12 protein-coding genes are annotated in these 15553 nt (G+C 37.0%); 10 read left to right on the plus strand and 2 right to left on the minus strand.

The genetic code is table 11. From position 1 onward, the window contains the following. The first annotated feature begins 60 nt into the window (after positions 1–60). The 7 genes from AC1DCY_RS18120 (at position 61) to AC1DCY_RS18150 (ending at position 8940) form a co-directional block, all read left to right on the plus strand. The gene (locus tag AC1DCY_RS18120) at positions 61–1662 is read left to right on the plus strand and encodes an ATP-binding protein (protein WP_477352399.1); all 1602 of its coding nucleotides are present in this window, start codon (positions 61–63) and stop codon (positions 1660–1662) included. Next, a complete protein-coding gene (locus AC1DCY_RS18125; protein WP_477352401.1) occupies positions 1663–2367 on the plus strand; it encodes a response regulator in 705 nt (234 codons plus the stop codon). A gap of 288 nt (positions 2368–2655) precedes the next feature. After that, on the plus strand, positions 2656–5178 hold the full coding sequence (mprF, locus tag AC1DCY_RS18130) for a bifunctional lysylphosphatidylglycerol flippase/synthetase MprF (RefSeq protein WP_477352403.1): 2523 nt from the start codon (positions 2656–2658) through the stop codon (positions 5176–5178). A 441-nt stretch (positions 5179–5619) separates the two neighbouring features. Then, positions 5620–6405, plus strand: coding sequence for an alpha/beta fold hydrolase (locus AC1DCY_RS18135; RefSeq protein ID WP_477352404.1), 786 nt, complete (start codon positions 5620–5622; stop codon positions 6403–6405). A 37-nt stretch (positions 6406–6442) separates the two neighbouring features. Then, positions 6443–7408: a S66 family peptidase gene (locus AC1DCY_RS18140; RefSeq protein WP_477352406.1), complete on the plus strand. Its 966-nt coding sequence runs from the start codon at positions 6443–6445 to the stop codon at positions 7406–7408. Between the two features lie 20 nt (positions 7409–7428). Then, a complete protein-coding gene (locus tag AC1DCY_RS18145) occupies positions 7429–7926 on the plus strand; it encodes an N-acetyltransferase family protein (RefSeq protein WP_477352408.1) in 498 nt (165 codons plus the stop codon). A gap of 18 nt (positions 7927–7944) precedes the next feature. Next, positions 7945–8940 (plus strand): S66 family peptidase, encoded by a 996-nt coding sequence (locus AC1DCY_RS18150; RefSeq protein WP_477352410.1) that lies wholly within the window; start codon positions 7945–7947, stop codon positions 8938–8940. 29 nt (positions 8941–8969) lie between these two features. On the opposite strand, the gene AC1DCY_RS18155 is transcribed toward AC1DCY_RS18150, so the two are convergent. After that, a complete protein-coding gene (locus AC1DCY_RS18155; protein ID WP_477352411.1) occupies positions 8970–9530 on the minus strand; it encodes a GNAT family N-acetyltransferase in 561 nt (186 codons plus the stop codon). A gap of 177 nt (positions 9531–9707) precedes the next feature. Here AC1DCY_RS18155 and AC1DCY_RS18160 point away from each other — a divergent pair, with 177 nt between their 5' ends. Next, positions 9708–11177 carry a hypothetical protein gene (locus AC1DCY_RS18160; protein WP_477352413.1) on the plus strand — a complete coding sequence of 490 codons (1470 nt, stop codon included), beginning with the start codon at positions 9708–9710 and terminating at the stop codon, positions 11175–11177. A 64-nt stretch (positions 11178–11241) separates the two neighbouring features. Here the strand turns inward: AC1DCY_RS18160 and AC1DCY_RS18165 are convergent, their stop codons facing one another. Continuing rightward, positions 11242–14331: an efflux RND transporter permease subunit gene (locus AC1DCY_RS18165; protein WP_477352415.1), complete on the minus strand. Its 3090-nt coding sequence runs from the start codon at positions 14329–14331 to the stop codon at positions 11242–11244. 99 nt (positions 14332–14430) lie between these two features. Here AC1DCY_RS18165 and AC1DCY_RS18170 point away from each other — a divergent pair, with 99 nt between their 5' ends. Together AC1DCY_RS18170 and AC1DCY_RS18175 are read left to right on the plus strand one after the other, a co-directional pair. Further along, complete coding sequence (locus AC1DCY_RS18170) at positions 14431–15264, plus strand: TetR/AcrR family transcriptional regulator (RefSeq protein ID WP_477352417.1); 834 nt, start codon at positions 14431–14433, stop codon at positions 15262–15264. Positions 15265–15294: 30 nt separating this feature from the next. After that, positions 15295–15553, plus strand: a 259-nt coding sequence (locus tag AC1DCY_RS18175; RefSeq protein WP_477352419.1) for a hypothetical protein, incomplete at its 3' end; no start/stop codon positions are given.

Raw genomic sequence — 15553 nt, forward strand, 5'->3', positions numbered from 1 at the left:
AATCGTCCTATTAAGCTTCTCTAATAGTAAAATGCAGATTTGGAAAGGAAGGAATATTAAATGATAAAAATGCCTGTAAACGGCAAAATCCTGCTAGTGACATTTTTAATCATTGCATTCTCCTTTTTACTTGGTGGCATTTTTGTACTTGGAAACCTCTTAACTGAGCAAGAAAAGGAATTTGGTCAGCGTGCTATGCTCGTTGCGCAGACTGTATCAAATGTGCCAGAAATCGGTATGCATTTGAAAAATGACAATATTAAAGAAGCGGCGAAAAATGTCAATAAAATTGTAGATGGAATTCGTGTTGTTAATAAAGCAGAGTATATTGTTGTAATGAATATGGATCGTATTAAACTATCTCACCCAGTCAGTAAAGAAATAGGGAAGCGTAGTGAATCACAGGATTTAAATGCTTCATTTAGTGAGCATTATTATATATCGAAGGTGCAAGGGGAAGTAGGTGTAATGATTCGGGCTTTCGTCCCTATCATTGATGACAAAAAAGAACAAGTAGGCATAGTCGTGGTAGGGTATTCACTACCAACTTTTATAGAGATGTTGCAAAATTATGAGCACGAAATTTTTATTACTATTCTTATATCGCTTTTTTTTAGTATTTGGGGGGCATATACACTTGGCCGACATATTAAAAAGCAAATGTTTGGGCTTGAGCCTCATGAGATTGCCAAGATGTATGTGGAACGAACAGAAACGTTTAATGCTATGCATGAAGGCATTATAGCGGTCGATAAAGGAATGAATATTACAATTTTTAATGAAAAAGCAGCTGATATATTAGGAGTAACTAGAAAGATAGAGGATTGTATCGGAGAAAAGATTTATGATGTTTTGCCCGACACACGATTGCCTGAAATTGTAGAAACAGCAACACCAGTATACGATCAAGAGCTCTACATCAATCATCATAGTATTTTGAGTAATCGTGTCCCGATTATTGTAAATGGTGAGTTAGTTGGAGCAGTTGCTATGTTTAAAGATTTAACAGCAGTGAAAAAGCTTGCGGAAGAAGTAACAGGTGTTAAAGCATTTGTTCAAGCACTTCGTGTACAAACACATGAGCATAAAAATAAGCTTCATACTATTGCAGGACTTCTGCAATTGGGACATACAAAGCAGGCACTTGAATACGTTACAGCTACTACCGAAAATGAAGCTTCTTTAACGAAGTTTTTGAATGAACGCTTTCATAATGAAAATATTTCAGGATTATTACTAAGTAAAGTTAGTTATGGTAAGGAATTAGGCATACAAGTAGAAATCGATCGAAAAAGTCATTTTAAACGTTTTCCGCCATTATTAGATCACCACGATTTTGTCGTCTTGTTAGGAAATTTAATTGAAAATGCCTTTGAAGCACTAGATGTTCTTTCGAAGCATGATAAATATGTAGCTATTTCTGTAGATGAGCATGACGGTGTGCTAGCAATTGCTGTTTCTGATAATGGAATTGGGATGTCTGAAGAGGTGCAAGCTCGTATGTTTGAAAATGGATTTTCTACAAAGGCAAGTGAGAATCGCGGTATCGGCTTGCATTTAATACGTGAAATGGTGAGAAAAGGTAATGGAGATATTGAGGTAGTGAGTGAATTTATGAAAGGGACAAGTTTCTTAATCTTATTTGAGTTAGGGGAAGAGTAGATGGATGTAATAAATGTGTTATTAATTGAAGATGATCCGATGGTACGAGAAGTGAACAGGCAATTTATTGAGCAAATCAAAGGATTTTCACTGATAGGCTATGCTGGTAATGGGATAGAAGGAATAGAGAAGATTAAGCAACTAAATCCAGAACTTGTCTTTATGGATATTTTTATGCCAGAGCAGGATGGCATTATTACGCTAGGAAAAATTCGTGAAGAACATATTCTGGTTGATGTTATTGCCGTAACTGCTGCGAATGATATGTCTACTGTGCAGAGAATATTACACCTAGGCGTCTATGATTATATTATGAAACCTTTTACGTTTGAACGAATTGAACAAACTTTAAAGAATTATCAAGCTTATAGAAAGAAAATAAGTGGTATGCAAGATCTAACACAGCATGATGTGGATCATCTAATGCAGCAACGTATCCATGAGCAAATAGTTGTTCCTCCAATCTCTGAGACAATAATAATTAACGAGCTACCAAAGGGTTTTAACCGAGCAACATTAGACAAGGTACTTGCCTATATTCAAGAGAGTAACGAAGCCGTATCAGCGGAAGAAGTGTCCATGTATATTGGAACGGCTCGTGTAACAGCTCGACGTTACTTGGATTTTTTAGAAAAACAAAATCTATTAAAGGTGGATATACAATATGGAAATGTGGGACGTCCTATCCATCGATATTATATTTAATCCGAATGAGTGTCATATAGCTGTTTAATTCATCTTTTATAGGGAAACCTTAGTAACTAAGGGGATATTGGAAGCATCATTTGCCTTCTTACCAATATGGATTAGATTTTGGGAATAGACTCAATAGAGTGAATAAAATATGCTTTATCCCGAGAGGCAAACTTGTTTTGACGATACATATAGCAGAGAATCCGTTACAATAATGGTATGTTATTCTTCGGAGGATTTTTTATGGAAATTAAAATATAATTGATTCTAGAAAGCTAATGGGGAGTAGGTTTAACACATATGTTCAACGTTCGAAAAGAGTCGCTATTTAAATTTTTGAAAATTCTATTTCCAATAGCACTTTTAGCAATAGCAATTTATGAAATTCTACAAACGATAAGTGGGATAGATGTTCATTTACTTCGGAAAGAAGTGAATGAATTGCAGATATGGGAGCTCTTATTTATTCTTTTTATCACCTTTTGTGCCATTACACCGATGATTTTTTATGATGTTATTTTAGTGAAAATATTAGGAATCAAAATAAACAAACGTATTTTGCTGAATCATTCATTTATTGTGAATACCTTCTCAAATCTTATTGGATTTGGTGGCTTAGTTGGTGTATTTCTGCGTAATTATTTCTATTCGAAATATAAAGAGGATAAGGAAGACTTGTTAAAAAGCATAGCCTCCGTAACACTCTTTTATTTAACGGGGATTTCATTGTTAGCTTGGGTTATGTATATATTCTTTTGGGACTTCCCATTGCTAAAAGAAGTACGATGGTTAAAGATAGCAGTTATTCTTGTCAGCTTATATGTTCCGATTTTTATTGTTATGCTCATCATTCGCAATAAAAAAGCAGGTTCTATAAATCCTAAGATCTCTCTTCAATTGATGGTTACTTCCGTAACTGAATGGGTTGCAGTCTTTTTAGTTATCTGGATATTAACTTTTATTTTGAAGATCCCTATAGAATTATCCAATTTAATTCCTATATTTTTAATTGCTTCTTGTGCAGGTATTGTCAGTATGATTCCTGGTGGAGTTGGTTCATTTGACCTTGTTTTTTTATGGGGGACTCAAAGTTTAGGAATCGCTGATGAAAAAGTGCTTTTTCTATTAATTTTGTACAGGGTTGGCTATTTTGTGCTTCCATTTTTGGTTTCCGCCCTTTTATTTGTTAAAGAATATTGGAATCGTTGGAATGAATCGTGGGATGATTTGCCAAATGTTATTTTTCAGAAGCTTAGTCAAACGTTATTAACGATATTGGTATTTTTCTCCGGTATTGTATTATTGCTATCTGCGTCGGCCCCGGGTATTTTAAGTCGACTAAAAATAGCTCAGGAATTTTTATCTTCGCCAATCATGCATGTCTCTCATCAAATGACTGTTGCAGCTGGCTTTATTCTCTTAGGGTTATGTAGAGGGATTAAATATAAAGTAAAAAGGGCATATCAGCTTTGCCTCATTGTGCTAACTAGTTCTGCACTATTTTCAATTTTTAAAGGCTTAGACTATGAAGAAGCTATTTTTTTACTGATTGTCGCAGGGCTGTTAATTGCCTCAAAAAAACAATTTTACCGTGAAAGTAATGTTTTGACATGGGGAATCGTTTTGATTGACCTTGCTGCAGTGACCATTATTACAGTGATGTATGTAGTGATTGGTTATGTGAACTTACCTACTTCCAAAATCCATATTCCAGCCTCTTTGCAGGAATATATCATTACAGATTACCGAGACTTATTTTATAGTGCAGTAATAGGCATCCTAATAGCAATTGTCATTTTTTTTATAGGTTATTTTATCGGTGCACCTAAGAAAATGGAAAAGCTATTATCGAGGGAGCAAGAAGAGAGAATCAAAAATCATTTGATGTCCTATAAAGGGACGGAGTATTCACATTTAATTTTTTTACATGACAAATTTGTACATTGGAATAAAGAAGGTACAGTTTTATTTTCTTATCAAATATTTGCTGATAAAATCGTTATACTGGGAGATCCAGTAGGAGATGAAGCTGATTTTTTATCTGCTATTCAGGAGTTTTTGGAATTGGCGGATAAGCATGGTTATACACCTGTCTTTTATGAAATTAACAATAAGATTTTTCCTTCTTTACATGAGAATGGGTATAGTTTTTTTAAGCTTGGCGAGGAAGCTTTTGTAGATTTAGATGAGTTTACCCTTGCTGGTAAGGGAATGAAGGGTCGCCGAGCGGTAAAAAATAAATTTGAACGAGAAAATTTTACAGTTGAAATAGTAAGCCCTCCTTACTCACAAGAATTAATGAGTGAATTGGAGGAAGTGTCTACGAAGTGGTTGCAGGGAAGGGCAGAAAAAGGTTTTTCTCTTGGCTTTTTTGATGAACACTATTTAAACACTTCAAACATTGCCGTTTTACGTGGAGTAGATGGAATTATCGGCTTTGCAAGCCTTATGCCAATGTACGATAATGGCGAACGAGTCTCAGTAGATCTTATGCGCTTTAAGCCGGGAGCACCATCTGGAACGATGGATTTCATTTTCCTCTCGCTCTTTGAATGGGCAAAAGCAGAAGGTTATCGTGTATTTAATATGGGCATGTCGCCATTGTCAAATGTCGGACAGTCTAGGTATTCCTTTTTAAGTGAAAAAATTGCAGCACAAATATTTTTACATGGGCAGCATTTCTATCATTTTAAAGGATTAAGAAACTTTAAATTAAAATATGCAGATTTTTGGGTGCCAAAGTATATAGCATATCGAAAGAAATCTTCATTGCCATTTACAATGGCACAAGTTACGTTATTAATTGGTAAAAAGAGAAAATAGATAGCCGATTCTGGACGCGATTATGCCGAGGCATAATTGATGGAGTCTGTGCTGGTAGCATAATTAAAATATTCGCTCGGCCAATCAAAAAAGATGCATTGCAAATTACTTTGCGGTGCATTTTTTTTGATGGATTTTTCTCGCCGGAAGAATAGAAGGAACAACGGACATCGCAGCTAAAAGAACCGAAATCGCTCAAAGTAGCGAACATCCCTGGAAACATTATGAATGAGGTATCCATAATAGTATGATTACACGATGAAACAAAATATATGAAAAAAATGTAATTTCGCATTTGATTTTCCATTGGAGCTTTGTAATAATAGAGAAAATTTTAGTTTTGAGGTAAGTGGTGATTAGTACCTAAATTTTTGTATATAGAACCTTTACGAGGCGGAGAAAGGCTCAAACTGTAAGTGAATTTTGGGGAGGTATAGTATCGTGAAAAATTATATACAATACAATGCATTTCAGAATAAAGAGGTAATAATTGCGATACCTGCGCTTGGTGAACGTAAAGAAATGTACGCAGCATTAGCGAGCATCTTACCAGAAGCCCATATTGTAGCAATCGATTTACCAGGGCATAATGGTCAACTAGATAATGATTTTTCATTTCAGTCTTATAACAATACGATAAAGGAAATTATGGAGTATCTAAAAATTACTAAAGCTCATTTTCTTGGAAATTCAATAGGTGCATGGATCATTCAAAATTTTTATACAGACTATCCTGATTCGGTTAAATCATTAACATTGTTAGACGGTGGATATTATTTTATAGGCGAATATCATCCTGATGATAAAGCAGAAATACAATTACCTATCATTGAACGATTAGAAGATTTACAAGAGGCTATAAATGAAGAAATACGGAACATGGGGAACTTATCTGCAGAAAATAAAGAATATTTGTATAATTATTTCCTTTATAACTTTGTTGAAAAAAATAATGTCTATTACCATCACAGCGATGCAAAAGCCTTAAATGATTTGTCAAAAGCAGTAGAAAAAAATAATTACTGTATAGAAAATGAAATTCCTTTGTCGGTGTTATTACTGTTGGCAGATGAACATTCGGATAGTTTGTTATATAAGAAGTTAGATAGATTTCAGGAAAGACAACCGAATGCACAAGTCGAGATTATTCCTAATAGCTATCATTTTTTGCCTCTCACCAATCCAAATGAGATAGCTGAACGGATTAGAAAAGAGATCTTGCATTAAATTTTTTAAACTTTTACAAAGCAGAGGAGGTAGTAGCTTGCGTATTCCGAATAAATTAAAAGTAGGTGACGAGATACGGGTTATCGCACCTAGTCGTAGCGCAGCAATCATAACAGCAGAAGGCGCTGAACAAACAAAGAAACATTTTGAAGAGTTAGGTTTTAAAGTATCCTTTGGTCGACATATTTTTGAATGCGATCTTCAAAATTCAACCTCAATTGAGCATCGAGTTGCTGACATTCATGAGGCCTTTCGTGATGAGGATGTAAAGGCTGTATTAACAGTCATTGGCGGTTATAACTGTAATGAGGTATTACCTTATTTGGATTACAACATGATAGCAAATAACCCAATAATATTTTGTGGTTTCAGTGATATTACAGCTTTAGCAACAGCTATTACAAAAAAATGTGGATTTGTTACGTATTCGGGTCCTCATTTTTCTAGCTTTCGTATGGAACAGGCACAAGACTATCAACTATCACATTTTCAAAAATGTTTGATGGAAAATACACCATATACGATTAAAGCATCAAACGTTTGGAGTGATGATGCATGGTATTTAGATCAACATAATCGTCATTTTGAAGCTGCTAGCTGGAAGGTATACTCCGAAGGACAAGCAAGTGGGCAATTATTTGGTGGAAATTTATGTACGTTAAATCTACTTCAAGGGACACCGTATGTGCCTGAGTTATCAAACAGTATTTTATTTTTAGAAGATGATGAACTAGTTAATCCAGAAATATTTGCTCGAGACTTCACCTCATTATTACAAGCTACTAGTAATATTAAAGGTATTGCGATAGGACGTTTTCAAAGAGCTTCAACTATGACTGAGGAGCAATTACATTTTATTTTAGATAAGCATCCAAATTTAAAAAGAATACCGGTACTATATGATGTTGATTTTGGACATACACAGCCAATCTTTACGTTTCCTATCGGTGGTGAAATTCAAATGAATACGAAAGATTTGATGATACATGTAACTAAATTTTAGAAGAAGGGGAGTCGATAAAGATGTTCATAAGGAAAGCAAAATGTGAAGATGCACAACAAATTATAATGGTTATGAAAAATGCGGAAGAATCCAATTTTATGTTATTTGGACCAGGTGAACGTCAACTAGAGCCTAAACAATTTGCCAAATTTATTGAGAACATATCTACTAACAGCCATTCAGCTTTATTTATAGCTGAAGTAGAAAAGAAAGTAGTTGGTTATTTAATTGTTCAAGGTAATAATATGCCATCTAGAGTTTCACATCGAGCCTATATTGTCGTAGGCATCCATAGTGATTTTAGAGGAAGAAAGATTGGTACTGCATTATTTAGTCACCTTGACGATTGGGCAAAAGGAAAGGGCATGCATCGTTTGGAACTAACAGTTATGGCGAACAACACTGCAGGCGTAGCATTATATGAAAAAATGGGATTTGAAATTGAGGGGACTAAAAGACATTCCTTATATGTTGATGGTGAGTACATTGATGAATATTTTATGTCAAAATTATTGTAATACAAAGGGGGGGTGTATATGAATTCTAGAAGAAACACTAGAAGTATTAATATCGGTATTTTTTCACCATCTTCACCCGCATCCGTCAATGCATTTTCTCGATATAAGCGTGCAAAAGCTTTTCTTGAACAAAAAAATATTAATTTAATTGAAGGTAGTCTGACGGGCAAAGCAGATATCTATCGCTCAGGCACTCCTAAAGAGCGTGCAGAGGAATTGAATGAATTATTACGTGATCCAAACGTCCACATCATCATGTCGACAATAGGTGGTACAAATTCAAATAGTATGCTGCCATATATTGATTATGAGGCGTTTCGAAGCAATCCAAAAATCGTCGTTGGTTACTCTGATGCAACGGCAATTTTACTGGCACTTTACGCAAAAACAGGAATTACAACTTATTACGGTCCAGCATTAATTCCTTCCTTTGGTGAATTTGAGCCATTAGTTAATGATACATATCAATTCTTTGAGAACTACTTCTTTAAATCGCAATCATTACCTTACGAAATTCCGATGCCTACATATTGGTCAGATGAACCTGTCAATTGGCTAGAAAAAACGGTGGAAAAAAAGTTATATAAGAATGAATGGGTGACGGTTCAAGAAGGAGTTGCAAAAGGTAGATTAATTGGCGGCAATGTAAATGCTATGTATGGGTTTATTGGTACATCTTATTTCCCGAAAATTAATGATGGAGATATCTTATTAATAGAAGATTGCGCTAAAAATACAGCTATCGTTGAGAAAAATTTTGCGATGCTGAAATTACACGGAGTATTTGAAAAAATAAGCGGCATTATTTTAGGTAAGCATGAATGTTATGATGACTTAAAAACAGGCCGTAAGCCATATGAAGTGCTGCTTGAACAGTTAGACGGAATGAATATTCCAATCTTAGCAGAATTCGATATATGTCATACACATCCGATGCATCCAATTGCAATAGGAAAACAAGTAAGATTAGATGCAACGGCTAAAAAAGTCCATTGTATCGAGAAATGGTTATAAGCCCTGCTTTTTTGCAGGGCTTAGTCCATTTAAGATTTAACATAGACATCATCTGTAATAGCATACATTTTGATATTTTGATGAATCCCCTTAACAAACATACTTTTTTGTAAAGTACCCTCAAATAGCATCCCCGATTTTTCCATTACTTTTTGGGAACCGATATTTTCCTCAAAACACCGTGCTTGGATTCGAACCAACTTTAATTCGTCAAATCCATAGTTTATTAATTTTTTTACTGCTTCGGTCGTAATCCCTTGATTCCAATAATCTTCAGATAGAACATAGCCAATCTCCGCACACTTATGCTTGTCAATAATAGAAACAAAATCGATAGTGCCAATTAATTTTTGCTCATATTCGATGCCCCATAATAGATGATTATCTTGTTTATAGTCACTAAAAACTAATTCAATAAACTCTATTGTTTCTTCTAAACTCTTATGAGGTTCCCATGTAACATAGCGTGCTACATTTTCACTTGAAGTGTAGTTAAATATTGCATCTAAATCATTTAATGAAATCGGCCTCAACGTTAATCGTGCTGATTTTAAAACAGGTGGTGCTTGTTTAAAAATGTTATCGCTCACAAAACTCCCCCTTCATTTGTGTAACCATTATAGTGTATTTAATTATAACCAGATTTATAAATTCTTGTGAAGCTATTCACTAGAGTTGGAGAGGAGATATTTGAGGTAATGAAAAAAATTAAAGCATTTCACTATTAGCGGATTTAAAGTTGATTGGAGTGGAGACTGGGCGACTCCTTGGGGATCAGCGTCACAGATGAGACCCTGCAGCGTAGCGAAGCGGGTAGTGGAGCGAAAGCTAAAAGCATCACGTCCTGTGATAACGCCTTCGTGACAAACATCGTTGTAGCTGACGCTTCGCTTTCGAGCAAAAAACGGGCGAATACCCGCGCGGAGGTAGTGCGAATACTCGCGGAAGGAGTGCGAATACTCGCGGAAGGAAGGCGAATACTCGCGGAAGGAGTGCGAATACTCGAGGAAGAAGTGCGAATACTCGAGGAAGGAGTGCGAATACTCGAGGAAGAAGTGCGAATACTCGCGGAAGGAAGGCGAATACCCGCGGAAGGAGTGCGAATACTCGCGGAAAGGGGCAAATACCCGTGGAGGCAGAGCGAATACTCGAGGAAGGAGTGCAAATACCCGCGCGGAGGTAGAAAATACTCGAGGAAGGAGTGCGAATACTCGCGGAAGAAGTGCGAATACTCGCGGAAGGAAGGCGAATACTCGAGGAAGGAGTGCGAATACTCGAGGAAGAAGTGCAAATACTCGCGGAAGGAGAGCGAATACTCGCGGAAGAAGTGCAAATACTCGAGGAAGAAGTGCAAATACTCGCGGAAGGAGAGCGAATACTCGAGGAAGAAGTGCAAATACTCGAGGAAGGAGTGCGAATACTCGAGGAAGAAGTGCGAATACTCGCGGAAGGAGAGCGAATACTCGCGGAAGGAGAGCGAATACTCGCGGAAGGAAGGCGAATACTCGCGGAAGGAGAGCGAATACTCGAGGAAGAAGTGCAAATACTCGCGGAAGGAAGGCGAATACCCGCGGAAAGGGGCAAATACCCGTGGAGGCAGAGCGAATACTCGCGGAAGGAGTGCAAATACCCGCGCGGAGGTAGAAAATACTCGCGGAAGGAGTGCGAATACTCGCGGAAAGGGGCAAATACCCGTGGAGGCAGAGCGAATACTCGAGGAAGAAGTGCGAATACTCGCGGAAGGAAGGCAAATACTCGCGGAAGGAGTGCGAATACTCGCGAAAGGAGTGCGAATACTCGCGGAAGGGGTGCGAATACTCGCGGAAGGAGTACAAATACTCGCGGAAGAAGTGCGAATACTCGCGGAAGAAGTGCAAATACTCGAGGAAGGAAGGCGAATACTCGCGGAAGGAGAGCGAATACTCGCGGAAGGAGAGCGAATACTCGCGGAAGGAGAGCGAATACTCGAGGAAGGAGAGCGAATACTCGCGGAAGAAGTGCAAATACTCGAGGAAGGAGAGCGAATACTCGCGGAAGGAAGGCAAATACTCGCAGAAGGAGTGCAAATACTCGAGGAAGGAATGCAAATACTCGCGGAAAGAAGGCGAATACCCGCACGGAGGCAGAGCGAATACCCGCGGAAGGAGTGCAAACACCTGTTGCCCCGACGCCCCCAGGAAAGCCCCAACCGTAACGGAAATCAACCTCACGTTATGCTAATGAGTCATAGACAATAGTATTTCTTCAAAACATAGAAAAAAGGGCTCTCAACGATGGAGAGCCCTTTTTTACATGTATTTATTAATTATCTTTAACGTCTTTTCGGTTTTTCTTTAACATTTTAGATAGCATTTCATAAACGATAGGTACAACAACTAGTGTTAATAGTGTTGAAGATAGTAAACCACCGATTACGGTAATTGCTAAGTCTTTTGAAATTAGACCACTGCCACCATTACCAATTGCCATTGGAATCATCGCACCGATTGTTGCTATGGCAGTCATTAGGATTGGACGTAAACGAGTTGCACCAGCCTCTAAAATGGCCTCGCGCATAGCAAGTCCGTCACGTTCCATATGGATAATGCGGTCTACTAATACGATGGCGTTTGTTACAACGATACCTATCAGCATTAATAGTCCCATCATAACAGAAACAGAGATTGTTTGATTTGTGACGTACAAGCCGACAAATGCACCGATTACTGCGAATGGTAGGGAGAACAGAATAGCAAATGGTGCTGAACCTTCACCGAATGTTACTACTAGGATGAAGTAAACGATCGCGATCGCAGCTAACATAGCAATTCCGAGCTGTGTGAACGTTTCTTGCATGTCTGCAGCAACGCCTCCAACGCCAGTCGTTACACCTTTAGGTAAATCTAATTTATCGATTTCTTTATCAGCAGCTGAAGTTGCTTTTGAAATATCGTCACCGATAATCGTACCAGAAACTTTTGCGAAATATTCACCTTTTGAACGAGATAATGAGTTTAATGTAGTGCCTTCTTCTACTTTTACTAACTCACCGATCGTCATTGTTGTGCCTAAAGCTGTTTGGATTTTAGTAGCTAATACATCATCGAGAGATTTAGCTGCAGCTTTTTCTTCATGTTGTACAATAACATCAATATCTTCACCATCATACTGAACTTTAGTTAGAACTTCTGATGATGTATTTTGATTTAAAGCCATTACAATTTGAGCAGTAGTTAATCCGTATTGTAGAACATTCTTTTGATCTACTTTTAGGACATGCTCAACAAATGGATCTTCATTATCAGACTTAATATCTTCTAAACCATCAACTTCTTTTAATGCGCCTTCCACTTGTTTCACTGCTTTGCGAAGCTTATCTAGATCTTCACTATATAATGTGTAACTTACTTCATTTGAAGACGTCGACATTGATGAGAAGTTTTGAGATTTCCATTCTCCTGATTGACCAATGTTAGTTACATAGTCTTCTACTTCTTGACGTGCTTCAGGGAAGTCCTTCATATCTGGATCGAAGATGAGGTACATTAAGGCACCACCAGCACCGCCACCCATCATCATTGCTGAAGAATCAACATGTTTAGGGTCATTGATAGAAACTTGTAAAATATTAACGTCATCACGTTTCATTAATTCTTTTTCTACTTTTGCAACATTTGCTTCGGTATCTTTCATTAGCTCGCCTGTACCAGGAGTGTACGTTAAGTACATAACCTTATCTTCTTGTGAGCCCATGAAACTGAAGCCAATAAGTGGTGTTAAAGCAAGAGAACCAACAAGCAATACAATCGCTATAACGGATGTAATGATTTTATGATTTAATGCTTTTGTTAGTACACCCTTATACCAAAGAGCTAGTTTACCAACTTCTTTATGTTGACTTTCTTTTTTCTCACCGTATATTTTTTTACGGAATAGGAAGTGAGATAAAGCTGGAACAATTGTAATCGCCACTATTAATGAAGCACCTAGCGCAAACGACATTGTTAACGCAAACGGCATGAATAATTCACCAACCATACCGCCTACAAACATTAGTGGGGCAAATACTGCTATAGTAACTAATGTAGAAGAAAGGATTGGTTTGAACATTTCAATTGTCGCTTCACGAATAAGGGCACGACCTGTTAGTTTTTCATCTTTTAAATGGATACGTCGATAAATATTTTCAACAACTACAATTGAGTCATCGATTACACGACCAATCGCCACGGTTATCGCACCGAGAGTCATAATGTTTAATGTGATATCCATCCAGTTTAATAGTAGTAATGCCATGAATACTGAAACTGGGATAGAAATAATTGAAATAATTGTTGATTTGAAATCACGTAAGAATAGTAAAATAATTAATACGGCAATGGCACCACCGAATACTGCTTTTTCAATCATTGTGTAGACTGAATCTTCAATCGGTTTACCTTGGTCAAGTGAGATATCCACTTTTAAGCCGTCTAATGATTTTTCTTCTTCTTTCATTAAATCTTTCACTGCATTTACGACTTTTACCGTATTTGCATCTTGAGCTTTAACGATTTGAATCGCAATTGCATCTTTGCCGTTTGTACGTGATACGGATTGTACTTTACCTTCGACTTCAATCGTTGCAATATCGCCTAAGCGAACGAATGGTGAAGGATTTGTAGCTGAAGGTGTAACTGGGATCAATAAATCTTTTAACTCATCGATAGATTTAACTTTACCGTCTACTGAAACGGCCTGTTCGCCTACAGTAAATTGATATAAACCAAGTGAAAGTGACATATCACTTGCTTGAATCATTTGCTTGACAGAATCCTCTGTTAAACCAAGAGCAGCCATTTTTGCTTTATCATATTTAAATGATACTTCATTAATGTGCTGACCATTGATAGTTGCTGAAGCAACGCCATCAATTTTCTCGATTTTAGGAAGCAGAATGTTTTCTACTGTTGACGTTAGTCCAACAATATCTTCCTTAGAGCTACTAACCGATAAAGCGACAACAGGCATCATATTCATGCTAATTGCCATAACTGTCGGTTTTTGAGCACCTTCAGGTATTTTTATACCTTCTAAAGCGGACTCTAATTGGCGCTTTTTCTCATCCATATCAATTCCATAGTCATATTCAACTTGAACTTGTGCTACGTTTGAAGAGGAAGAAGAGTAAACTGCTTTTACATCTTCTAAGCTTTCTATTGATTTTTCAAATGGTATGGAAAGCTCATTCATAACCTGTTCAGGCGTTGCACCAGGATAAACACCCATTACAATTAAATATGGTATAGAAATGTCAGGTATGGATTCCATTTTCATTTTTGTACCTGAATAAATACCAGAGACAGTGATGATAATTGTTAATAACCACACTGCCAATTTGTTTTTCAACACGAAATTAACTAAACCTTTCACCTTCACACCTACCCTTTATTGACTAACTAGATTTCGTTATTTATAATAATGACTAATCGGTCATTTGTCAATGAAATACATTAGGAGAGAATTAAAAGTATGTTAAAAAAGCAACTTATTATGGAGAAAGCGTTGGAGCTATTCTCAGAACAAGGCTTCGAAGCTACATCTGTACAGCAGATTACAGAACGATGTGGAATTTCAAAAGGTGCATTTTATTTATCTTTCAAAACAAAAGACGAGCTTCTAATTTCAATGGTAGAGCATTATCTACAACAGTTTGTCACTGACGTTGACCAAGTAGTCAGAAGTTCACTTAGTAAAGATATTATTTTGGTTGAATTTTACAAAAGTATTTTTCAAGCATTTAAAAATCATGCTGCATCTGCCCGTGTGTTTTTTAATGAGAAAGTACTTCTTACAAAAAAAGAATTGTTTCAGAAAATAATTGCCTACGATATTGAGATGTCTAAGTCGATTATCTATATGCTGGAGCAGCTATATCAGGATGAACTTCACGAGACAAAATACGATGTTATGTATTGCATTAAAGGATTTATGAAAAGTTATTCGGAACTTTTTATTTTTTCCGATATACCACTCGATTTAGATCAATTGGCAAAATCTCTAGCTGAAAAGACGGAAATTATTGCACGGAATACGACGATACCATTTATAACTGAAGAACTCGTTAGATTAACGGAAAAACCTTGTAATAAAGAAATTTCACAGGAATCTTTGCTGGAATTAATCGAACAACATCTAGATGGCTTAGAAGACACTATAGAACGCGAGTCTCTAGAATTATTAAAATACCAAGTCGAAAATCCAACCTATAGTAAACCGATTATAAAAGGTTTAATTGAAAACATACGTTTACAGCCGGATTATCGTTGGGTTGCTTATGTAATAGCTAAATACTTTAATATGTAGACATATGGATAGGATTGCACACTTTAACGGGTGAGCGGTCCTATTTTATCTTCATTTAGCAATTTCTGTGCGAAAGCGAAGCGGCAGCAACAAGGTGTTTATCTGTGCGAAAGCGAAGCGACAGCAACAAGGTGTTTTTCTGTGCGAAAGCGAAGCGACAGCAACAAGGTGTTTTTCTGTGCGAAAGCGAAGCGACAGCAACAAGGTGTTTTTCTGTGCGAAAGCGAAGCGGCAGCAACAAAGTGTTTTTCTGTGCGAAAGCGAAGCGGCAGCAACAAGGTGTTTATCT

It is taken from the genome of Lysinibacillus sp. 10T31 (assembly GCF_056394365.1).

Excerpts from the sequence above, each read along its gene's own strand:
- AC1DCY_RS18120 (WP_477352399.1), top strand. The coding sequence starts at position 61 with ATGATAAAAATGCCTGTAAACGGCAAAATCCTGCTAGTGACATTTTTA.
- AC1DCY_RS18125 (WP_477352401.1), top strand. The coding sequence starts at position 1,663 with ATGGATGTAATAAATGTGTTATTAATTGAAGATGATCCGATGGTACGA.
- mprF (WP_477352403.1), top strand. The coding sequence starts at position 2,656 with ATGTTCAACGTTCGAAAAGAGTCGCTATTTAAATTTTTGAAAATTCTA.
- AC1DCY_RS18145 (WP_477352408.1), top strand. The coding sequence starts at position 7,429 with ATGTTCATAAGGAAAGCAAAATGTGAAGATGCACAACAAATTATAATG.
- AC1DCY_RS18150 (WP_477352410.1), top strand. The coding sequence starts at position 7,945 with ATGAATTCTAGAAGAAACACTAGAAGTATTAATATCGGTATTTTTTCA.
- AC1DCY_RS18170 (WP_477352417.1), top strand. The coding sequence starts at position 14,431 with ATGTTAAAAAAGCAACTTATTATGGAGAAAGCGTTGGAGCTATTCTCA.